We start from the raw sequence: 19,838 nt of genomic DNA on the forward strand, positions 1-19,838 counted from the left end.
ACATGAACGTTGATCAGGCTGAAGTGAAAAAGTTTGAAGACCTTGCGGCGCGCTGGTGGGATCCAGACAGTGAGTTTGCGCCCTTGCACGCCATCAATCCATTGCGCGCAAACTGGATTGATAGTCACGCGCAAGTAGCAGGAAAAACCTTATTAGATGTAGGCTGCGGCGGCGGCATTCTCTCGGAAGCGATGGCACAGCGTGGCGCCATGGTAACCGGTTTAGATATGGGCGAGAAACCACTCGCCGTGGCGCGTTTACATGCCTTGGAGTCACAACTAGAGATTGATTACATTCAGCAGCCGGTGGAAACCTTAGCAGAAGAACAGCCGGAGTCGTTTGATGTCGTCACCTGCATGGAAATGCTAGAGCATGTGCCCGATCCAGCATCCGTCATCAGCGCTTGTGCCAAATTGTGCAAACCAGGTGGCTATTTATTTTTCTCCACCATTAATCGCAACCCTAAAAGTTATGCATTTGCCATTTTAGGCGCTGAATACGTGCTCAAGTTATTACCGCGTGGCACCCATGACTGGCAGAAGTTTATCAAACCAGCGGAACTGGCGGCAGCAGTTCGACAAGCAGATTTACTGGTTGGCGAAACACTCGGCATGACCTACAACCCAATTACCAAGCAGTACAAGCTAGTGAACCACGATGTTGACGTCAACTACCTGATGGCAGCAAGGAAACCGGGTTAATGCGTGGCGTTCTATTTGACCTTGATGGCACATTGATCGACAGCAGTGCCGGCTTTTGTAATGCCGTCAATGACGTACTAAGCGAGTTATCGCTGCCACCGGTGGATCTTACTTGGGTTAGTCATCGCTTATCCGGTGGTGCCCGCGGCCTGTTAGCGGACTACTTCGCTACCACACCCGACAGCGAGCAAGTAACCCAGTTGCGCCAACGCTTCCTCGAGCACTATTTGGCCAAACATGTGACTACGAGTGTGCAAGCCTATGCGGGTATTGAGCAGGTGCTCGCATGGCTTGATCAACGTGACATCCCTTGGGGTATCGTTACGAACAAGCCAGAAATGCTAACCACACCAACACTGGAATTTTTGAACTGGCAAGCTCGCTCGCACGTCACCATCTGCCCAGATCACGTGCAACAGGTAAAGCCAGACCCAGAAGGCATTCGCCTAGCCTGTCGCGCCTTGGCACTAACGCCAGAACAAATCATTTATGTTGGCGATCATCGCAAAGACGTGCAAGCTGCTCATAATGCTGGCAGCCGCGCCATCGCATGTGCTTGGGGATTTTACCCGCCCAGCGATGCACCAGAGTTATGGCAAGCCAACTGGATTGCACGCCAACCAACAGACTTAATCAAAATATTCGCGGAGCAAGCGCACAATGCAACCTTGGCATAATTATCAAGCCCCAGACCAACTCTTCGCCCAAAAAGTTGCGCTCGTCACTGGTGCCGGTGCGGGTATCGGTGCTGAGCTGTCGATACAACTAGCACGCCTAGGGGCCACAGTGATTTTACTAGGGCGAACACAAAGCAAACTAGAAGCGGTTTATGATGAGATCGTCGGTAACGGCTATCCGGAACCGGCCATTTTTCCGTGCGATCTAAATGAGCTCGATGAAGCGCAAGCGAAAGGCATTGCCGAAGCCATTCATGAGCAGCTAGGTCAACTAGATATTCTTGTTCACAATGCAAGTGTGCTCGGGCAAAAAACGCCGTTGGAGCAATATAACTTGTCGGCATACGATCAAGTTATGCAGATCAACTGCAAAGCGCCACTGGTATTAACCCAAGCACTATTGCCACTGCTGAATGAATCGACTGCTGGGCGGTTACTCTTTACCTCTTCAAGCGTTGGGCGGCAAGGTCGTGCCTTCTGGGGGGCCTATTCGATCTCAAAGTTTGCCACCGAATCCATGATGCAAATTTTTGCTGCGGAACTAGATCGCGTTACCAACATTGCAGTGCATGCTGTTAACCCTGGTGCTACGCGCACCAATATGCGCGCACAGGCTATGCCTGGAGAGCACCCCGAGAGTGTTACGCCGGCAAGTGATATCATGCCGACCTACTTGTATCTACTAGGCCCAGAAGGTTCTGCGCTTCACGGTCAATCAATTGACGCACAGACCCCAAAAACCGCGTCAAAATAGCACCACGCTCCTATAGGCTAGCCGTTGTGCGGCTAGTCTATCGTGCCTCACCTCGCACTATAAGCGGTCTTCATCGCTTTTTTCAAACTGGCATAGCTTTTGCTGATAAGTAATTAAATTGTCTTAGCGAGAGTAGGCGTCATGGACAGCAGCAACATTTCATCGACCCATCTAAAGGTGATCAGCAACTCACCTGCCGTTCACCAACATAGTGCCGACATCAGCACGGAGCGCCTGCGTCATAGCGTTCTGGAAGTGATGCAAACATCCCTTGATATTGAGCGACAAATTGAACTGTTGTTCGATACACTGCGCGCACCGCTGCAGTTAAGTGGCATTACCTATAAGCACGAGCCTGAGGGGGTGCGACTATTTACCGGCAATAATACCCGCCACAGGGTTCAGTATCAGCTCACAAGTAAAGGCGACTACTATGGCGACCTAGCCTTCACGCGCTCAAAGCGCTGGGACGAAGCAACGCTCACGCTGCTTGAGAATACGCTTGAGCGAGTCGTTTGGCCGCTTCGCAACGCCCTAGCCTATCGCCAAGCTGTGCGTATTTCGTTAACCGATCCACTTACTGGCATTGGCAATAGAGGCGCATTAGAACAAGCCATGGTGCGGGAAATTGCGGGTGCACTGCGTTTTAAACAGCCGTTGTCGCTAATTATTGCTGACATTGACCATTTTAAAGCGATAAATGATCGCTATGGGCACGAGCGAGGCGATACAGTGCTACAAGAGGTAGCCAATAATATTGCCGACTCACTGCGCAAAACCGATACGGTGTATCGCTATGGTGGCGAGGAGTTCGTTGTATTGCTACCGCGTACATCGACCGAGCTTGCAAGAATTGTTGCTGAGCGCCTGCAAAAGGATGTTCAGCAAGTTGTACTGCCAGACAGTAACAAGGTGACCGCCAGCTTTGGTATCGCTGAACTACACAATGGCCAAGATGCAGCCACATTATTGCAGCGGGCAGATCAGGCGCTATACCGCGCGAAGAATGCAGGCCGCAATTGCATTCAATGCGACCAGCTAACGCAGTCCAAGTTTGGCTAGTTTGTGACTAGCCAACGAACCTACTTACGTCGAACAGGCTTGGCTCTGTGCTGCTGAGCCGCCTGTTTGCGCTTAGTTTCTTTATCAGTTTTCACATCCACTTTATTCGACACAACATCCAAGCCAACCAAGTTAGACAACCGGTTCACTTCCGCCTGCTCTAGCTCGCGCCAAGTACCCACTTTGACGGAGTCGAGCATTTGCGTACCGTAGCGAACACGCTTAAGCCGGCTAACTTTATGCCCAACCGCTTCCCACATACGGCGAACTTCTCGGTTGCGCCCTTCCATTAGTACCGCATGAAACCATTGATTAATGCCTTCACTTTCTTTGTAGCGCTGCAAGTCAGTAAAGCGGGCTTTACCATCTTCTAACATGACGCCATCTTTAAGCTGTGTCATGGTTTCATCTGTCACCGCCCCGAGCACACGAATGGCATACTCACGGTCGACATTGTAAGACGGGTGCATTAGCCGGTTGGCCAACTCACCATCTGTGGTAAACAATAGCAACCCAGAGGTATTTAAATCCAAACGGCCAACCATAATCCAGCGCTGGCCTTTCACTTTAGGCAACCGATCAAAAACAGTTGGTCGGCCTTCCGGGTCGTTTTGTGAGCAAACTTCCCCCTCAGGTTTGTTGTACATGAGTACACGGCGAGCATTAACACCTTGGCGCTTTAGTGGCCGCCCATCAATGGTAATCTTCTCTGTTCCATCGACCCGCATGCCTAGCTCTACCGGCTCATCATTAACTTGAATGCGGCCATCCGTAATCATTCGTTCTACTTCACGCCGACTAGCCACGCCCTGATTGGCTAGGTATTTTTGCAATCGATCTTTATTCTGCGTCATTTTCATCTTCTCTTTTTCTAGCAAGCAGTGCTTCCTGCTCAGCAAGCTTGCGGGCAATCAAGGCCTCTTGCTCGTCATCGGTCAGCAAGACTGGCGTTGTATCTTCAGCCACCTGCACGTCATCATGCACTTCATCGGGTGCTTGCGGGGCGGCCATTAGTGCATCAAACTCGGCATTCACATCATCAGCGGCAGTTATCGCTTGATTGATGTCATCATCGTTCGGTGCTTCTTGTTGTTTTTCCATATGCTTGGCTAACAACTTAGCAAAGCTCATGACTTCTTGGTCTTCTACTTCAGCTTCTTGCCACTCACTTGGTTCAACTAACGGAGGCAAGTCTTCTAGGCTGGTTAATCCAAACTCTTGTAAAAATAGATCCGTTGTACCAAATAACGCTGGTCGCCCTGGCACATCCTTATGGCCAACCACAACAACCCAGCCATAATCAACCAAGGTGCGCATCACATTTGATGAGACAGTGACCCCTCGAACGTCTTCAATGGTGGCTCGAGTAACGGGCTGCTGCCAGGCAATGACGGCAAGCGTTTCCCATACGGCGCGCGACAATCTTGGTGCTCGGTCTTCCCATAACCGACCAACCCATGGGGCAAGGCTTTGCTTCGTTTGTAGGTAATAGCCATTGGCTGAATGAGCAAGGTGAAAACCACAATCGGCGAACTGTACTTCGATTGCCGAAAGGATACTAGTGATGTCAGCCACATTAGGCCGCTCGTGATCGTCAAACAAGGCTTGCAGTGTTGCGACCGACAAAGGCTGGCCACTAGCAAATAACGCCGCCTCAATGACTTGTTTCGGTGTCATCTTCAACCTCAACCGATTGTATCCAAATGGGCTCAAATGCTTGCGATTGGTTAATGGTGAGCATTTTTTCTCGGGCTAGCTCAAGCAAAGCGAAAAAAGTCACCACTAAACCGGTACGACCCTCTTGCGGGTCGAGCAACTCATCAAACGCCAGCACAGGTGACTGCTGCAAGCGCAGTAAAATCTGGCTCATGCGCGCACGTGTCGACAACTGTTCTGGGGCAATATCATGGGCTTGCTCGTTTTGTTGGCGCTGCTGCAGCGATTGGTAGGCCTGTTGTAGCCGCGCGACCGAGACAGTCGGGCGCAGTTCACGTCCAGAAGCGATTGGTCGCTGCGGCCCCATCCACCAGTTCATCCCTGCACGAGGCTGGTCAGCCAACCAGATAGCGGCTTGGCGTGTTTGTTCATAAGCCTGCAAACGCCGGATGAGCTCGGCCCTAGGGTCCGACTCTTCGTCGTCTCCTTCTTGACTGTTGCGAGGCAACAGCATGCGCGACTTAACTTCCGCCAATGTTGCAGCCATCACAAGATAGTCAGACGCTAACTCAACGTTGAGTTCCTGCATCATCTGTATGTACTGGCTATATTGCTCACTGATGGCAAAGACATCAATCTCTAGTACATTGATATTTTGTTTTTTGATCAAGTAGAGCAATAAGTCGAGCGGCCCTTCAAAAGCCGACAAAAAGACTTCCAATGCTTGTGGTGGAATATATAAGTCGAGCGGTAACTGCTCGAGCGGCTCCCCATTGATCACAATTGACATACTAGTTACTCAAAAGGTGTTGGATCCCCTGCACCATGGCGAACGATTTCAGGCACCTCACCCGTGCAATCGACCACAGTCGTTGCCTCCATGCCACAAAATCCGCCATCAACCACCAAGTCTAGCTGATGCCCTATGGTATCTTTTATTTCCCATGGCTCTAGCATCGGCATGGTTTCACCGGGCAAAATTAATGACGCACTTGCCAGCGGTTCGCCAAGCTCTGCCAATATCGCCTGGGCAATATTGTTAGCAGGTACACGCAACCCTACTTCGCGTTTCTTTGGGTGCAGTACCAACCTTGGCACTTCTCTCGTTGCCGGCAAAATGAAGGTGTACGCGCCAGGCACGTTGTTTTTCAGCACCCGAAACATGGCGTTGTCGACTTTGGCAAACACAGCCAGCTCGGACAAGTCCCGACAAACCAAAGTGAAATGGTGGTTTTTATCAAGTTGGCGAATTGTGCGCATGCTTTCAACCGCTTTGCGCTCTCCCAAGCAGCACCCCAAGGCATAGCCCGAGTCGGTTGGGTAAGCAATCAGCCCGCCGGCTCTCAGTACTTCCACCACCTGTTTGATTAATCGCTCTTGCGGGTCTTCTGGGTGAATCGACACTAATCTACTCATGATTCTGCATACCTCTGCTGCCACCAAGGGCGGCATTGCTGAAGAACGTTGGGGGCCTGATTAACGCGCGCCCAGCCGCCCAAAAAATGAAAATCAGATCCACGCGAAACACAAAGCGCGTGTTCATCTAGGGTCCGCACTAAACTCACCGCCCAATCCTCACGAAAGCCCGGCGAAGCCATTTCAATGCCTTCACAGCCTAACTCAGCCAGCTGCTCGGTGAGTTTACGCAGCTTAGAAAGGCTCAACTTATACTTGTGAGGGTGAGCCAATATGCACACACCCCCGGCTTGTTTGACCCCAGCAATAATCTCCTCCACTGGCGCCCAAGGCGTTTTCACATCGCCAATTTTGCCTGTTCCCAACCAACGTTTAAAAGCATCTCTGGTATCATTGAGAATTCCTTGCTGCACCATAGCTTGGGCAAAATGAGGGCGACCGACGGCTGCACTACCGGCAATATCTTTCGCTGTGGCCAGCAAGTTAGGTAGCTTGGCGTGCTTCACTAGCTTCTCAGCAATCAGCTCAGCTCGCTTTTCGCGCGACGCGGTTTGCTGAGCCTGCAGTGCCAAAATTGCCTCATGCTGGGGGTCAAAGTCATAAGCCAATAAGTGAATGGGTTGTTTACCTACCTGAGTCGACCATTCTATGCCTGTGCAAAAGTCTATACCTAGGGCATCACTCTCACGTTTGGCCTCTGCCAACCCAGCCACGGTATCATGATCGGTTAAAGACCAAAGCTGTACGTTGGCCTGAGACATCGCTAAAGCTAGCGCTTTTGGGCTTAGCTGACCGTCTGAGTAATAACTATGACAGTGCAAGTCAACGAAGCTTGAATCGTAATGCGACATGATTTCGAGTGGCCCGTAATGCGAAATAGCAAGGCAGATGAGGCAAATAAGCCTACCCATTTGCTTAACTGTAGGTGACTAAGTGGCTTGCCACTAACACTGACAGTGAAAATGTGGCACATTATTGTGTATCATCATGGTAACGAAATTTATCTCAGCATTCATCACTTGATCGCTAGAATTCTAGCCAAGCGCAAGTGTTTCGCTGACTTTAGGGAAGGTTTTATGTGGTACGCCATTATTTCTCAAGATATTGACAACAGTTTGCCGCTGCGCCAGCAGGCACGCCCAGCGCATATCGAGCGCCTAAACACATTAAAAAACGAAGGGCGGCTACTCATCGCCGGCCCGCACCCAGCAGCCGACTGTGGAGACCCGGGTGAAGCCGGTTTTACCGGCTCGCTAGTGGTGGCGCAATTTGATTCATTAGCACAAGCACAAGCGTGGGCCGATGCAGACCCTTATGTCGCCGCAGGGGTATACCAAAGCGTTGTCGTAAAACCATTTAAAAAGGTTCTACCATGAAGAAGATTGCTACCCTAGCCGCAGGCTTGTTAGTGGTTGCAAGCAGCGCCTTGGCTCAAACCTTTTATATCAAAGATGAATTGACGCTCCGCTTACGTGAGGGCCCAGGTACGTCATACGGTGTGGCACACAACGGTGTTGTGTCTGGCACGGCACTAGAAGCCACTGGCAACACCGATTCGGGTTGGCGGGAAGTGATTTTTGAAGGCAAAACTGCTTGGGTCAATGACTTCTACTTGCAAGAAGAGCCTATCGCTGCGGTACGCCTTGAAGCACTGCAAGCAGAGTACGAAGCCTTGCAAGCACAATTAGAGCAAGCCCTAGCGGATGGCCCTTTAACAGCCGAACAAGTAGCACAACTGCGCGCCGACATCGAAAACGCCTACAGTGAACGTGATGCAGCCCTTGCACGGGTAGAAGAAGTTGAGCGCCTATCAGAGAACGCGATCAGCTTAAATGAGCGCAATAATGACCTAAATATGCGCAACCGCGAGCTTGAGCAAAAACTGCAACAACTAGAAGCCGAAAACCAGTTATTGCGCGATGAAGACGCCACCCAGCGCTGGTTAATCATTGGCGTTGCCGTTGTATTAGCACTTTGTGTCGCACTGTTTGTTGTATCGGTGCGACCTAAAAGCAAACGTCATGATACCTGGGTATAGCGCATGACATGGGCAAGTGAAACCATACAGTTTCCCTATGAAGTCGACAGCTTCATCAAGCTGTTGCAAGAAGGCACAAAGGGAAGCTTGTCGCACTATGCCCATGCGCACATCATCGACTGGAGCGATCGGTTCGCGAAGCATTTAGCGGCATTTGCCGTGGCCAACAGCCAGATGGCGGCCATTCAGCAGGTTGCCGATGACCTAGTGGTGCAGTGGGAGCTATTTATTGCTGCCACGTACACACTCGAGCAAATGCAGCAGTTTGATCAAACACACTTATTATTGCCAAGTTATCATTTTGAAGCAGGCCTGGCCGGCGTTGCGACCATTTTGGAGACAACATGAAAAAATTGATCGCCACCATTGCATTGACGACTGCTGCGTGGGCAGCAAGCGAAACCCAAGTTGTGATGGAAACCAGCATGGGTGACCTAACCATCACGCTACATGAAGAAGCAGCGCCCATTACCGTTGAAAACTTTCTTAAGTACGTTGATGATGGTTTTTATGAAGGTATAGTCGTTCACCGCATTGAACCAAACTTTGTTATCCAAGCCGGTGGTTATGATGCGAACCTGAACTACATAACACCCACCTACCCGGGCATTCAAAACGAAAGCGACAATGGCCTCGCTAATGAGCGCGGCACGTTATCCATGGCGCGTACAAGCGATCCAAATTCGGCCAACAGCCAGTTTTTCATCAACCTGGTTAACAACAGCAACTTAAATGGTTCCGCAAGTCGTCCAGGTTATGCGGTGTTTGCCACTGTGGTAGAGGGCATGGACGTGGTGGACGCCATCGCGAGTGTAGAAACCCGTCGCGCACGTGAGTTAGGCGGCATGCCAACCCCAGTAGAGCCTGTGATCATCAAATCTGTTCGCCGCTTAGCTGAGTAGTACGTCAGAATCTCTAATGAGTCAGCCAATATCCCCTGCCAATATCTCGTTTGTTGGCGGCACCCCCTATGCCGCCGACTATGATGATCACTATTTCTCCCAAGATGACGGCTTAGCCGAAAGCCGCTTCGTTTACTTGGATGGCAATCACACAGCCCAAAGGTTTGCCGCGCTCACCGGTAGTTTTCACATTGTTGAAACTGGCTTTGGCACCGGGCTGAATTTTTTATTAACTTGGCAGCAATTTAGCGAGCTGGCAAATCAAGATGCTCGACTGTATTTCACGAGTATTGAACGCCACCCACTGCAAAAAGACGACTTGCGCCAAGCGCTCAGCAACTTCCCAACGCTAGCCCCGTTTGCCGAGGCCTTGCTTAAACAATGGCCCCACCTAGCACGTGGCATGCATCGACTGCATTTTGGCAAGGTAGTGCTGACCTTGTGTTTCGATGATGTCGAAACCGCCCTACCCGACCTAATCAGTCCAGTAGATGCTTGGTATCTAGATGGCTTTGCACCGGCGAAAAACCCACAAATGTGGCAAGCCTACCTGTATCAAAACATGGCACGCTTAGCTAAGCCCTACACAACAGCGGCTAGTTTCACCTCTGCCAACCCAGTTCGACGCGGGTTAGAGCGCTGGGGCTTCGAAGTTACCCACGCACCCGGCTTTGGTCGCAAGCGTTATATGACGCAAGCAGTGTTTAACGCCAATAAAGGCCCACTACGCCCGCAACAAGGCAAACATTATTGGAGCCTACCAACGACTAACCGCCCTGGTCGCGTGGCTATTATTGGTGCCGGCATTGCCGGTATTCAAACCGCTTATGCGCTGTCGCAAAAAGGCATATCCACGACGGTATTTGATGCCCAAGCATTGTGTGCTGGGGCGAGTGGCAATCGCCAAGGCGCGTTATATATTAGGCCTTCTATTGCCACCAGCCCACTGGCCATATGGCAGGCAACTGCTTATCAGTATGCGAGCCGCCAACTGGCACAACTAGATCTTGCCGAGGACGACTACCAACGCTGCGGCGTATTACAACTGCCATTAAACGACAAAGATCAACAGCGCCAGCAAACCATCAGCAACGGCCATGCGCTCTACCCTCGCAGCATGGTTGAGCATATTGATGCACAACGAGCTAGCCAGATTGCCGGCGCCACGCTAGATTGCGGGGGCCTCTATTTTGCTGATGGCGCCTGGGTCTATCCCAAAGCTTGGATGCAAGCATTAAATATCGCCGTCAAAGATGGCCACACACTGAGCAGCATTCAACGCCAGCAAAATGCTTGGCAGCTAGATTTTGAAAACGGCCATAGCGAACAATTTGACCAGGTCGTTTTTTGCAATGGCTGGCAAGCTCAAACGTTTTGCCCAGCGCTGCAAATTAAACCAATTCGTGGCCAAGTGAGCCGATGCGCAACCACGGTTGCATGCCATAGTGTGATATGTAGCGAGCGTTACATCACGCCTGCGCTAGCCAGTAATGAACAGCACTTTGGTGCAACCTATGACCTTGGTAGCAGCCATAGCGAAGTTAGCGATGCGGATCATCAAGAAAACATCCGCGAGCTAGTAGCCCGCTTTGGTGAACGGCCAATCACCATTACAGGTGGTCGCGCGTCAGTTCGAGCAACCACACCAGATACCCTGCCATACTGTGGTGAAATCCCAAACGATGGATTCGCTGACTGGATAAAGCAAAAGCAACGCCAACGCTTGCCAATTAGCGAACAGCCACCGGTTGCATCAGGTTTATATGTCAATACGGGTCATGGCTCGCGAGGCTTGGCTACTAGTGCCTTGGCAGGCGAGGTCATTGCCTGTTTAATCAGTGGTGACCCTCTGCCAGTTGGGCAAGACTTATTAGCCGCCATTCACCCTGGACGCACCTGGTACAAACGAATCATTAAGGGTCAATAATGCCAGCACCGTATATCACACCAGAAGGCCATCAAGCCATGCAGGATGAGCTGGACTTTTTATGGCGCGATGAGCGACCGCGTATTACCCAGTCGGTACACGAAGCAGCACTGCAAGGCGACCGTAGTGAAAATGCCGAGTACATTTATGGGAAAAAGCGACTACGCGAAATTGATCGCCGCGTGAGGTTTCTGCGCAAGCGCCTTGCGGCACATAAAGTCGTGGATCAACTGCCGGACGATACCAGCCGCATTTTTTTTGGTGCTTGGGTGCGGCTGTCTAATGAACAAGACGAGATAATGCATTTGCGTATTGTGGGTAGCGATGAGTTTCGCCCGGACAAAAACTACATCAGCATCGACTCCCCCATGGCCAAAGCGCTACTAGGGAAACAGGTCGACGATGAAGCCCTAGTTAGAACTCCGACGGGGGCAAAGCTTTGGTTTGTTGAGCAGATTTCCTATCACGGGCCGCTTGATTAAGGGAGTCGATCTGCTCGCGCAAAGCTTTCATTGAGGTTGCAACTTGCTCGGCAGCAAGATAACTCGGTGCAAGTGATGCGCGCAGCGTTTTTGCTACATCACCCACGCCATGAATTTGTCCTGATTTCATTAGATGCCTCGGTACATGTCGGCTATGATTTAAGCATAGTGTGAAAAACCGTGTTTGGTAAGGAACCAATATGAATGCTCGACCAGCAGCGCTGTTCGCTCGCCAACCGATCGTAACAGATTCGATGCGAATCGTCGGCTACGAGCTGCTATTTCGTGGCGAAGGATACGACAGCAAAAGCTTCGACGGCGATCGTGCGACCACTGAAGTACTACTTAACGCCTTTACCGAACTTGACCTAGAAAGTGCCGTAAATAATGAACTGGCATTTATCAACTACACGAAACCCCTACTGTCTAATCCGCCCGAGCATTTCAAAGGGCAGCTAGTCATTGAGCTGCTGGAAACCATTGATGTGGATGAAGAGTTTGTACAACTGATTGCCACATTATCACAAAGCGGCTACGTTTTTGCCCTCGACGATTTTGAACCAGGAAGCAAAGCCGAGGCATTAATCCCGCACATAAAGTACATCAAACTAGATGTGCAAGCGCTAACTAATGATCAGATCCAGGCTTTTTGCCACAACACCAAATATCAGCACCTTACAATCATTGCTGAAAAAATTGAAAGCTACGAACAGTACGAGTTCTGCCGAAACCTTGGCATTCCGTTATTTCAGGGCTACTACTTTGCTAAACCTGAAGTCATGTCGGGTGAGAACTTATCGCCTTCAAAGCTCGTTACGCTGCAGCTGTTGGCGAATTTATCGAATCCCAAAGTAGGCTTTGATGAAATACAGGATATTGTTGCCTCGGATGCAACACTCACCTATAAATTACTCAAGCTGGTTAACTCAAGTTATTATCGGCGAGCGACCGAGATAGAGTCATTGCGCCATGCCATGGTAATACTTGGCATCAACGGCATGCGATCTGTGGTCAGCATGCTGTTAATGGTAAGCCTCAATGAAAACAACCCAGCAATGCAGAGCATTTCTCTCACACGGGCACACTTTATGGAGGCGCTCGCACAACGTTTGCAGCCAGATTTAGCCGCCCAAGCATTTACCACTGCGGTACTGTCGGCTTTACAGCAGAGCCTGGGTGAGCGCGCTGACGTGATGATTGCTTCTTTGCAAATCATCGAGCGCATTAAACTGGCCCTGAAAGATCGTTCTGGTTTATTGGGTAGCATGTTAACCATTGCCATCGCCAACGAGCGGCTAGTTGAAGAAGACATGGATTGGAACCTACTTACCTCAAGTGGAATTGATCGCAGTGAGCTAGCAGAAATGTACATCGAAGCAGTTAAAAAAGCCGATGCCTGTATTCGTGCGCTGTCATGAATACAATGCATAACTCCTCTGTTACAATAGCCCGCTGATTTTGGAGGGCATATGGCAACCCTGTTTGTAGACAACCTTACCGTAATTGATTTCAGCTATTTGCATCCGCAGCGTGGTGTTGTGGGCGAAAGCTGGATAGTAGATGTTGAGCTAGATGGCGAGCTAAACGAGGAAGGCATGGTGTTTGATTTTGGCCATGTCAAAAAGCAGATCAAAGCCTGGATTGACCAGTCGGTTGACCACTGTTTGTTGGTCCCTGAAGCCAATCCGGCCATTACTGTCATGTCGGGCAATGACCAACACGACATTCAGTTGTTTGATCAACCTGACCACCTATTAGCTCGCATCACCTGCCCGGCGGAAGCCGTTGAGCTACTTGATTGTGAGAAAATTAGCATCAACGCAGTAACCGAGCTGTTAGAGTCGTCGATCAAAGCCAAGCTGCCCTCTAACGTCTGTGACGTTCGATTAACCTTACGGGTTGAGGCAATTTCTGGTGCCTATTATCACTATTCGCACGGGCTCAAAAAACACAAAGGGGATTGCCAACGCATTGCCCATGGTCATAGATCAGCCATTCATGTTTTGGTAGATGGCCAGCGGGATGAAGAACTTGAAGCCTACTGGGCAAACAAGTGGCAAGACATCTATTTGGTGACAGATGAAGACATCATAAGTGTAAAAGACGGTCTTATTCACTCAGGCTATGAAGCAGAGCAAGGGCGATTTGATATTTGGTTACCTGAAGAGCGCTGTGATGTACTGGCTACCGACACAACAGTAGAGCTGATTGCGCAACACCTAGCGCAAGAAACCGCCACGTTCCAACCAGGTAAAACAGTGCGTGTGCGAGCATTTGAAGGCGTGCAAAAAGGCGCGATAGCAGAATTTAAGGTTTAACATGGCATTATCCATCTACAACACACTAACCGGTTCAAAAGAAGTATTTCAGCCACTAGACCCAAACCGGGTGACACTTTATGTGTGTGGACCAACTGTTTATAACTATTTACATATTGGCAATGGCCGCTCAGCAGTCATTTTCGACACCCTAGTGCGCTTACTACGCTTCCAATATGATCAGGTTGTATTCGCGCGCAATATCACCGACGTCGATGACAAAATTAATCAGGCAGCCGCGCAAGAAGGCATTAGCATTCGTGAGCTAACCGATCGCTACATTCAGGCCTATCACGAAGATATTGACGGCCTAAACGTTGCGCTACCTGATATCGAACCTAGGGCAACCGATCACATTAGCCAGATGATCGCAGCAATTGAACAGATGATCTCTGCCGGCCACGCCTATGCTGCCGATGGTCATGTTTTGTTTAACGTGCCGTCGTTCAAGGACTACGGCAAGCTTTCTAAGCGCAACACCGATGACATGCTAGCCGGTGCCCGCGTAGAAGTAGCAAGCTATAAAAAAGATCCGATGGATTTTGTTTTGTGGAAGCCTTCAGCCGACGACCAACCAGGCTGGGAAAGCCCATGGGGGCGCGGCCGCCCTGGCTGGCACATCGAATGTACCGCTATGATTCAAGCCCATCTTGGCAACACCATCGACATTCATGGTGGTGGTCGTGACTTAACGTTCCCACACCATGAAAACGAGTTAGCTCAGGGCACATGCTGCCATGATGACGAAGAGTATGTACGCTACTGGATGCACAATGGCATGTTAACGGTAGACGGCGAAAAGATGTCTAAATCTTTAGGCAACTTCATCACCATTCGTGACGCACTACAACAATACCACGGTGAGCATTTACGCCTAATGATGCTGTCCTCTCAATATCGCTCGTCGCTCGATTGGACCGATGCACTCATAAAGCAGAGCAAACAAACGCTCGACCGCTTCTACAACGCCCTAGCAGAGGCACAGTCATTAGAAGCCAAGGAGAAACCAGAGCTATTGGCCGATTTTGTCGCGGCAATGAATGACGACCTCAATACGCCGCTTGCCATTGCAGCCATGCATGAGCTAGCCGGTCATATGTTCAAAGCCGAAAGCGATGACGAAAAGCAGCAGCTCAAATGGGCCCTGCTTACTGCTGGCGACCTCCTAGGTATTTTGTATGAATCACCAGAGCAATGGTTTACTGCGGCTAGCGACGACGCAATTAGCCCAGAAGCCATTGAACAGCTTATTGCAGAGCGCACCGCCGCTAAGAAGTCAAAGGACTTTGCCAGGGCTGACGCCATTCGTGTTGAGCTAGATGAAGCCGGCGTTGAAATCCAAGATACCCCTGAAGGGGTTCGTTGGCGCCGTAAAGGGTAATCCAATGAAGCGACTGTTATTGTTATTATTAAAAGGCTATAAGTATTTCATTAGCCCCATGCTTGGCAATAACTGTCGCTACTACCCAAGTTGCTCAGACTATGCCCAAGAAGCCATCCATGTGCATGGCCCCTTTAAAGGAACTAGGCTAGCGCTGTGGCGAATTTTACGATGTAATCCATTTGCCAAAGGTGGTTTAGACCCGGTGCCACCAAAAAAGCAGCCAAACTCTAACGAGGACTCTCATGATTGACCCACAATTATTGGCCATTTTAGTGTGCCCAGTGACCAAAACATCTCTTCAGCTATCAGATGATGGCAATGAACTGATCGCCACTGGCAGCCGTAAAGCTTACCCAATACGTGACAGCATTCCTGTGATGCTGCCAGAAGAAGCTCGCGAGTTAAGCGACGACGAATACGATACCTACATCAAACGGAAATCATGAGTATCAACACACCCGCACTACTAATGGTTGCTCACGGCAGTCGACGCCAAGCAGCCAATCAAGAGTTTACCCAACAAGTCGCCACGACTGCAGCGCAGATTGGCCACTTGTACAGTGCCGTGGAAGCGGCCTTTTTAGAACTTGCCGAGCCAACGATCGAGCAGGGTTTAGAGGCGCTTCGAGATCGTGGGCATTCGGAAATTTATTTGCTACCTTGTTTTCTCAACCGTGGCCGCCATGTTGCACAAGACATTCCAGAAGACATAGAAGCATTCCGATCAAAAAACCCGAACATCACCGTAACCTGCCTACCCTACATTGGCAGCGAAGCGAGTTATCTAGGGTTATTAGCAGAACTTGCAGCGAATGGCTTACAAACTGCAAGCAAATAATAGCTAAGCCAATTTGGCAGTTTATTAACCATTCTGCCAAACTTACCTAGATGTAACGATTGAAGGTAGTTTGGCATGTTCGACTGGCTAGTAACAAACTGGGATACAGGCCTCGCGCTACTCAGCTCTGTTCTGTTGCTCGCTTTAGCAATCAAGTATGGACGCGACCGACAACGCTACAGCGCACTCATCGACAACATTCCCGACCTTGCTTGGGTTAAAGACAAGCAAGGTAGATTTGTTATGGTCAACAAAGCCTTTGGCGAGATATGGGGCGTTAGCCCGAAATCCCTCATAGGTAAAACGGATTTTGACCTGTCCAATGATCAAAACGCCAAACAGTATCAAATCGACGACCTCAATATTATTCGAACTGGCAATCTAATTCGCCGTGAGTCGAAATCTCCGAACGATCTAACCGGCGATTACCAGTGGATCGACCTTATCAAAGCGCCAGTGCGGGCACGCAGTGGCAAAATAATTGGTACTGCAGGTTTGGCTCGCGATATCAGTGAGCGCAAACAGGCAGAAGCCAAGCTACATTGGCTGGCATGGCACGACAATCTAACGGAACTGTTTAACCGAGCCTATCTTGAAAAGCAGCTCAGCAACTTGTGCGCACGTAACGAAGCTTTTTATCTTTTTTTAATCGACTTAGATAACTTTAAACGCATCAATGATGCCTTAGGCCATGCTGCCGGGGACGAGGTTATTGTCACCATTGCATCAAGGTTGAAGACGATTCCAGGCGAATGCTTCCGTTTAGGTGGTGATGAGTTTGTGATCCTAGCCAAAGCAAGCAATATTGATCATGTGCGACCTCTAATTGCACAAGCCTTTCAGGCCCCTGTGATTATTCGCAAGCTGCCATTTGATATCGGCTTTACAGCAGGTGAAGTCGCCTTTCCTCAACATGGCGTTAGCGGCCATAGTTTATTGCAAGCGGCCGACGTGGCACTTTATGAAGGCAAGCGCGCTGGCCGTGGTCAGGTAATGCAGTATCAAGAAGATATGAGCCGCCAAGCCATGCGCCAGCTAGAGCTTGAACAAGACTTGCGCGAGGCATTGCGCAGCAACCAGTTTCGCTTGGTCTATCAACCTCAGGTGGATGTGCAAAGTGGTCAACTGGTTGGTGTTGAAGCATTGATTCGTTGGCGCCATCCAGAGTATGGTGAAATCTCTCCTGGCGAGTTTATTCATTTTGCTGAGCAAACCGGTGTTGTTGCTGATATTGGTAACTGGGTATTGCGCCAAGCCATTAGCCAAATTAAGCAGTGGTACCAACTAGACCTGCCACTACTAGACGTAGCCGTTAATGCCTCCGTCGTACAGTTTGAACAGCACGGATTTGTCGATTCAGTACTCAACATGCTATCGGCGCTGCCCGTTGATGCTGCTGGTAAGTTACATCTAGAGTTAACCGAATCCGTATTAATGAATCAGCGTGCCCGCAAAGCCATTGGCAAGCTGACACTCGCGGGCGTCCACGTCATTATGGATGATTTTGGCACCGGCTACTCCAACCTATCAATGTTATCCGAGCTGTCATTAAGCAAAATCAAGTTCGATCGAAGCCTAATTCAGCAGGTAGCGAGCAATGAAGCCAAGGGCAGAATCTGTGCCGCTCTAATGGCCCTCGCACAAGATTTAGGGCTAACAGTCGTTGCAGAAGGCGTAGAAAGCCAAGCAGATGCCCAGTGGCTTATAGCAAACAACTGTCCACTCGCGCAAGGTTACTTCTTTTCTAAGCCATTAGAAGTAAAGGAAGTGAATGCGCTGTTGCACTCCACCCCGATTGTATTGCCCCTAACCAATCGCAGCATTGTTTCGAATCTTCACTAGCGCTAGACTGCCGACGGATTTAAACCGAGGAACACCATGAGTAAATCAATTCACGTAGCAGTTGGCGTGATAGCGCGCAATAACCAATACCTAGTTGCAAGGCGTGCCAAGCACAAACACCAGGGCGGTTGCTGGGAGTTTCCGGGTGGTAAAGTAGAAGCCTCGGAAGCGGTAACCCAGGCACTGACACGCGAGCTTAAAGAAGAGCTTGCAATCAATGTTGTGGCCAATGACTGTACAAAGTTATGTGATGTAAAACATCAGTACGATGATTTACATGTATGGTTAGACGTTTGGTTAGTACCTCTTGCTAATGATGAAACCCCTCACGGTGCAGAAGGGCAAGAGGTTCAATGGGTAGACTTACCAACCCTGTTAGCACTTGAGTTTCCCGCTGCAAACGCCGAAATCCTTGCGCATTTGCAACAGGCTATGCAGCATTAGAAATTACGCATCAGCAAGGAGAACTCATCCGCTTGCACATCTTCGTCGAGTGTAATCGTCATTTCATGGCCTGACCCTGGCGCAACGTCTGTTGTGCCTTTCATCTTCTTGCTGTACAGAGATTTTAAGGTGAAACGTTTATTACCAGCCGGTGTCATAAGCTCTAACTCATCTCCCACTTGGAAGCGATTTTTCACCGCCACAGTAAGTTTGTTAGCACTTGGCTGATCTAATACTTCGGCTACAAACTGCTGCTGGCTTGCCTTTGAGCTACCGTAATCATAGTTTTGATACGCATCATGCGTATGACGTCGGTAGAAACCTTCGGTGTAACCACGGTTTGCCAAGTTCTCAAGCTCTCCTAGCAGGCTAGGGTCAAACGGTCGCCCCGCTACCGCATCGTCTATGGCGCGCCGATAGGCCTGGGCGGTGCGAGCCACGTAGTAGTGCGACTTGGTGCGACCTTCAATTTTTAACGAGTGCACACCCATTTTGGTTAAACGCTCAACATGCTCCACTGCGCGCAGGTCTTTTGAGTTCATAATATAGGTGCCATGCTCATCTTCAAAAGCAGGCATTAACTCACCGGGGCGCGTTGCTTCTTCTAGCAAGAAGGTTTTACTCGTTGGTGCACCGGCACCCAGGGTAGCATTATCGGAGGCAATCTTATTTTGTGCTGGCGTCCAAATACCAGGCTCAACCGGCACCAAATCACCACTGTCATCTTCTTTGGCTTCATGTGCTTGGTAACCCCAGCGACAGGCATTCGTGCAAGTTCCCTGGTTTGGGTCACGGCGGTTCATATAACCAGATAACAAGCAACGTCCAGAGTAAGCAATACACAGTGCACCATGAACAAAGACTTCCAACTCCATTTCTGGACATTCTTTGTGCACATCTTCAATTTCGTCCAGCGATAGCTCACGCGATAAAATAATGCGTTCTATGCCTTGTTTATGCCAAAACTTGGCCGCGGCAAAGTTGACCACATTCGATTGCACCGACAAGTGCACAGGCATATCCGGCCAGCGCTCACGCACCATCATAATCAGACCTGGATCAGACATAATGAGCGCATCTGGGTTCATCTCGATGATTGGCTCAATATCACGGTAGAACGTACGTACTTTACCGTTGTGGGGGGCAATATTGGCGGCAACGTAAAACTGCTTGCCTTGCTGATGCGCTTCTTCAATCCCTAATGCTAGGTTCTCATGGGTAAAATCATTGTTGCGCACGCGCAGGCTATAACGTGGCTGACCGGCATAAACAGCATCAGCGCCGTAGGCATAGGCGTAGCGCATGTTCTTAAGCGTTCCCGCAGGGGACAATAGTTCAGGTGCGGTCAATTGAGTCACGGCAGAAAACCCTAGTTAGCAAATATGCCGCAATTATAC

24 protein-coding genes are annotated in these 19,838 nt (G+C 49.9%); 18 read left to right on the plus strand and 6 right to left on the minus strand.

All coding sequences use genetic code 11. The features are described 5' to 3' along the window. Positions 1-2: 2 nt before the first annotated feature. The 4 genes from ubiG (at position 3) to DUW71_RS05135 (ending at position 3,194) form a co-directional block, all read left to right on the plus strand. A complete protein-coding gene (ubiG, locus tag DUW71_RS05120) occupies positions 3-701 on the plus strand; it encodes a bifunctional 2-polyprenyl-6-hydroxyphenol methylase/3-demethylubiquinol 3-O-methyltransferase UbiG (RefSeq protein ID WP_119394179.1) in 699 nt (232 codons plus the stop codon). Then, positions 701-1,378: an HAD family hydrolase gene (locus DUW71_RS05125; protein ID WP_119394180.1), complete on the plus strand. Its 678-nt coding sequence runs from the start codon at positions 701-703 to the stop codon at positions 1,376-1,378. The genes ubiG and DUW71_RS05125 overlap by 1 nt, the downstream gene beginning before the upstream one ends. Next, positions 1,362-2,132: a YciK family oxidoreductase gene (locus DUW71_RS05130; RefSeq protein ID WP_119394181.1), complete on the plus strand. Its 771-nt coding sequence runs from the start codon at positions 1,362-1,364 to the stop codon at positions 2,130-2,132. The genes DUW71_RS05125 and DUW71_RS05130 overlap by 17 nt, the downstream gene beginning before the upstream one ends. 141 nt (positions 2,133-2,273) lie before the next feature. Beyond that, a complete protein-coding gene (locus DUW71_RS05135; protein ID WP_119394182.1) occupies positions 2,274-3,194 on the plus strand; it encodes a GGDEF domain-containing protein in 921 nt (306 codons plus the stop codon). A 20-nt stretch (positions 3,195-3,214) separates the two neighbouring features. Here the strand turns inward: DUW71_RS05135 and rluB are convergent, their stop codons facing one another. Genes rluB through DUW71_RS05160 form a run of 5 tightly spaced genes read right to left on the minus strand, consistent with a single transcriptional unit; the run spans position 3,215 to position 7,117 of the window. Then, positions 3,215-4,048 (minus strand): 23S rRNA pseudouridine(2605) synthase RluB, encoded by an 834-nt coding sequence (rluB, locus tag DUW71_RS05140; protein WP_119394183.1) that lies wholly within the window; start codon positions 4,046-4,048, stop codon positions 3,215-3,217. Beyond that, positions 4,035-4,871 (minus strand): SMC-Scp complex subunit ScpB, encoded by an 837-nt coding sequence (scpB, locus tag DUW71_RS05145; protein ID WP_119394184.1) that lies wholly within the window; start codon positions 4,869-4,871, stop codon positions 4,035-4,037. The genes rluB and scpB overlap by 14 nt, the downstream gene beginning before the upstream one ends. Beyond that, positions 4,849-5,640, minus strand: a complete 792-nt coding sequence (locus DUW71_RS05150; protein ID WP_119394185.1) for a segregation and condensation protein A — start codon at positions 5,638-5,640, stop codon at positions 4,849-4,851. Before DUW71_RS05150 ends, scpB begins: the two co-directional genes overlap by 23 nt. 5 nt (positions 5,641-5,645) lie before the next feature. Next, entirely contained in the window at positions 5,646-6,266 is a 621-nt protein-coding gene (locus DUW71_RS05155; protein ID WP_119394186.1) for an L-threonylcarbamoyladenylate synthase, read from the minus strand. Further along, positions 6,263-7,117, minus strand: coding sequence for a PHP domain-containing protein (locus DUW71_RS05160; protein ID WP_158583882.1), 855 nt, complete (start codon positions 7,115-7,117; stop codon positions 6,263-6,265). The genes DUW71_RS05155 and DUW71_RS05160 overlap by 4 nt, the downstream gene beginning before the upstream one ends. A 225-nt stretch (positions 7,118-7,342) precedes the next feature. Between DUW71_RS05160 and DUW71_RS05165 the strand changes: the two genes are divergently transcribed. The 14 genes from DUW71_RS05165 (at position 7,343) to DUW71_RS05230 (ending at position 18,441) form a co-directional block, all read left to right on the plus strand. Beyond that, positions 7,343-7,642, plus strand: a complete 300-nt coding sequence (locus DUW71_RS05165; RefSeq protein WP_119394433.1) for a YciI family protein — start codon at positions 7,343-7,345, stop codon at positions 7,640-7,642. Beyond that, positions 7,639-8,304 carry a TIGR04211 family SH3 domain-containing protein gene (locus DUW71_RS05170; RefSeq protein WP_119394188.1) on the plus strand — a complete coding sequence of 222 codons (666 nt, stop codon included), beginning with the start codon at positions 7,639-7,641 and terminating at the stop codon, positions 8,302-8,304. Before DUW71_RS05165 ends, DUW71_RS05170 begins: the two co-directional genes overlap by 4 nt. 3 nt (positions 8,305-8,307) lie before the next feature. Next, positions 8,308-8,652, plus strand: coding sequence for a hypothetical protein (locus tag DUW71_RS05175; RefSeq protein ID WP_119394189.1), 345 nt, complete (start codon positions 8,308-8,310; stop codon positions 8,650-8,652). Beyond that, complete coding sequence (locus tag DUW71_RS05180; protein ID WP_119394190.1) at positions 8,649-9,206, plus strand: peptidylprolyl isomerase; 558 nt, start codon at positions 8,649-8,651, stop codon at positions 9,204-9,206. The genes DUW71_RS05175 and DUW71_RS05180 overlap by 4 nt, the downstream gene beginning before the upstream one ends. Positions 9,207-9,222: 16 nt before the next feature. Continuing rightward, a complete protein-coding gene (gene mnmC, locus DUW71_RS05185) occupies positions 9,223-11,133 on the plus strand; it encodes a bifunctional tRNA (5-methylaminomethyl-2-thiouridine)(34)-methyltransferase MnmD/FAD-dependent 5-carboxymethylaminomethyl-2-thiouridine(34) oxidoreductase MnmC (protein ID WP_119394191.1) in 1,911 nt (636 codons plus the stop codon). Next, on the plus strand, positions 11,133-11,615 hold the full coding sequence (gene greB / locus DUW71_RS05190; RefSeq protein WP_119394192.1) for a transcription elongation factor GreB: 483 nt from the start codon (positions 11,133-11,135) through the stop codon (positions 11,613-11,615). The genes mnmC and greB overlap by 1 nt, the downstream gene beginning before the upstream one ends. Before the next feature lie 200 nt (positions 11,616-11,815). Then, positions 11,816-13,033, plus strand: a complete 1,218-nt coding sequence (locus DUW71_RS05195) for an EAL and HDOD domain-containing protein (protein ID WP_119394193.1) — start codon at positions 11,816-11,818, stop codon at positions 13,031-13,033. Between the two features lie 51 nt (positions 13,034-13,084). Continuing rightward, a complete protein-coding gene (locus tag DUW71_RS05200) occupies positions 13,085-13,933 on the plus strand; it encodes a 6-pyruvoyl trahydropterin synthase family protein (protein ID WP_119394194.1) in 849 nt (282 codons plus the stop codon). Position 13,934: 1 nt separating this feature from the next. Then, positions 13,935-15,314, plus strand: a complete 1,380-nt coding sequence (gene cysS, locus DUW71_RS05205; protein WP_119394195.1) for a cysteine--tRNA ligase — start codon at positions 13,935-13,937, stop codon at positions 15,312-15,314. A 4-nt stretch (positions 15,315-15,318) separates the two neighbouring features. Beyond that, a complete protein-coding gene (yidD, locus tag DUW71_RS05210; RefSeq protein WP_233546033.1) occupies positions 15,319-15,567 on the plus strand; it encodes a membrane protein insertion efficiency factor YidD in 249 nt (82 codons plus the stop codon). Beyond that, entirely contained in the window at positions 15,560-15,763 is a 204-nt protein-coding gene (locus DUW71_RS05215; RefSeq protein ID WP_407690490.1) for a Trm112 family protein, read from the plus strand. The genes yidD and DUW71_RS05215 overlap by 8 nt, the downstream gene beginning before the upstream one ends. Further along, positions 15,760-16,155 (plus strand): sirohydrochlorin chelatase, encoded by a 396-nt coding sequence (locus DUW71_RS05220; protein ID WP_119394197.1) that lies wholly within the window; start codon positions 15,760-15,762, stop codon positions 16,153-16,155. The genes DUW71_RS05215 and DUW71_RS05220 overlap by 4 nt, the downstream gene beginning before the upstream one ends. Positions 16,156-16,230: 75 nt before the next feature. Beyond that, positions 16,231-17,997, plus strand: coding sequence for a sensor domain-containing protein (locus DUW71_RS05225; RefSeq protein ID WP_119394198.1), 1,767 nt, complete (start codon positions 16,231-16,233; stop codon positions 17,995-17,997). A gap of 36 nt (positions 17,998-18,033) precedes the next feature. Then, on the plus strand, positions 18,034-18,441 hold the full coding sequence (locus DUW71_RS05230; protein ID WP_119394199.1) for a (deoxy)nucleoside triphosphate pyrophosphohydrolase: 408 nt from the start codon (positions 18,034-18,036) through the stop codon (positions 18,439-18,441). Here DUW71_RS05230 and trhP read toward each other — a convergent pair. Beyond that, positions 18,438-19,790: a prephenate-dependent tRNA uridine(34) hydroxylase TrhP gene (trhP, locus tag DUW71_RS05235; RefSeq protein WP_119394435.1), complete on the minus strand. Its 1,353-nt coding sequence runs from the start codon at positions 19,788-19,790 to the stop codon at positions 18,438-18,440. The two genes, DUW71_RS05230 and trhP, sit on opposite strands and share 4 nt — an antisense overlap. Positions 19,791-19,838 lie beyond the last annotated feature (48 nt).

The organism is Salinibius halmophilus (assembly GCF_003577475.1).
GTDB lineage: Bacteria > Pseudomonadota > Gammaproteobacteria > Pseudomonadales > Natronospirillaceae > Salinibius > Salinibius halmophilus.

What these genes read in the sequence shown, in the direction of transcription:
- ubiG (WP_119394179.1), top strand. Translation starts at nt 3, where the DNA reads ATGAACGTTGATCAGGCTGAAGTGAAAAAGTTTGAAGACCTTGCGGCG.
- DUW71_RS05125 (WP_119394180.1), top strand. Translation starts at nt 701, where the DNA reads ATGCGTGGCGTTCTATTTGACCTTGATGGCACATTGATCGACAGCAGT.
- DUW71_RS05130 (WP_119394181.1), top strand. Translation starts at nt 1,362, where the DNA reads ATGCAACCTTGGCATAATTATCAAGCCCCAGACCAACTCTTCGCCCAA.
- DUW71_RS05135 (WP_119394182.1), top strand. Translation starts at nt 2,274, where the DNA reads ATGGACAGCAGCAACATTTCATCGACCCATCTAAAGGTGATCAGCAAC.
- rluB (WP_119394183.1), bottom strand. Translation starts at nt 4,048, where the DNA reads ATGACGCAGAATAAAGATCGATTGCAAAAATACCTAGCCAATCAGGGC.
- scpB (WP_119394184.1), bottom strand. Translation starts at nt 4,871, where the DNA reads ATGACACCGAAACAAGTCATTGAGGCGGCGTTATTTGCTAGTGGCCAG.
- DUW71_RS05150 (WP_119394185.1), bottom strand. Translation starts at nt 5,640, where the DNA reads ATGTCAATTGTGATCAATGGGGAGCCGCTCGAGCAGTTACCGCTCGAC.
- DUW71_RS05155 (WP_119394186.1), bottom strand. Translation starts at nt 6,266, where the DNA reads ATGAGTAGATTAGTGTCGATTCACCCAGAAGACCCGCAAGAGCGATTA.
- DUW71_RS05160 (WP_158583882.1), bottom strand. Translation starts at nt 7,117, where the DNA reads ATGTCGCATTACGATTCAAGCTTCGTTGACTTGCACTGTCATAGTTAT.
- DUW71_RS05165 (WP_119394433.1), top strand. Translation starts at nt 7,343, where the DNA reads ATGTGGTACGCCATTATTTCTCAAGATATTGACAACAGTTTGCCGCTG.
- DUW71_RS05170 (WP_119394188.1), top strand. Translation starts at nt 7,639, where the DNA reads ATGAAGAAGATTGCTACCCTAGCCGCAGGCTTGTTAGTGGTTGCAAGC.
- DUW71_RS05175 (WP_119394189.1), top strand. Translation starts at nt 8,308, where the DNA reads ATGACATGGGCAAGTGAAACCATACAGTTTCCCTATGAAGTCGACAGC.
- DUW71_RS05180 (WP_119394190.1), top strand. Translation starts at nt 8,649, where the DNA reads ATGAAAAAATTGATCGCCACCATTGCATTGACGACTGCTGCGTGGGCA.
- mnmC (WP_119394191.1), top strand. Translation starts at nt 9,223, where the DNA reads ATGAGTCAGCCAATATCCCCTGCCAATATCTCGTTTGTTGGCGGCACC.
- greB (WP_119394192.1), top strand. Translation starts at nt 11,133, where the DNA reads ATGCCAGCACCGTATATCACACCAGAAGGCCATCAAGCCATGCAGGAT.
- DUW71_RS05195 (WP_119394193.1), top strand. Translation starts at nt 11,816, where the DNA reads ATGAATGCTCGACCAGCAGCGCTGTTCGCTCGCCAACCGATCGTAACA.
- DUW71_RS05200 (WP_119394194.1), top strand. Translation starts at nt 13,085, where the DNA reads ATGGCAACCCTGTTTGTAGACAACCTTACCGTAATTGATTTCAGCTAT.
- cysS (WP_119394195.1), top strand. Translation starts at nt 13,935, where the DNA reads ATGGCATTATCCATCTACAACACACTAACCGGTTCAAAAGAAGTATTT.
- yidD (WP_233546033.1), top strand. Translation starts at nt 15,319, where the DNA reads ATGAAGCGACTGTTATTGTTATTATTAAAAGGCTATAAGTATTTCATT.
- DUW71_RS05215 (WP_407690490.1), top strand. Translation starts at nt 15,560, where the DNA reads ATGATTGACCCACAATTATTGGCCATTTTAGTGTGCCCAGTGACCAAA.
- DUW71_RS05220 (WP_119394197.1), top strand. Translation starts at nt 15,760, where the DNA reads ATGAGTATCAACACACCCGCACTACTAATGGTTGCTCACGGCAGTCGA.
- DUW71_RS05225 (WP_119394198.1), top strand. Translation starts at nt 16,231, where the DNA reads ATGTTCGACTGGCTAGTAACAAACTGGGATACAGGCCTCGCGCTACTC.
- DUW71_RS05230 (WP_119394199.1), top strand. Translation starts at nt 18,034, where the DNA reads ATGAGTAAATCAATTCACGTAGCAGTTGGCGTGATAGCGCGCAATAAC.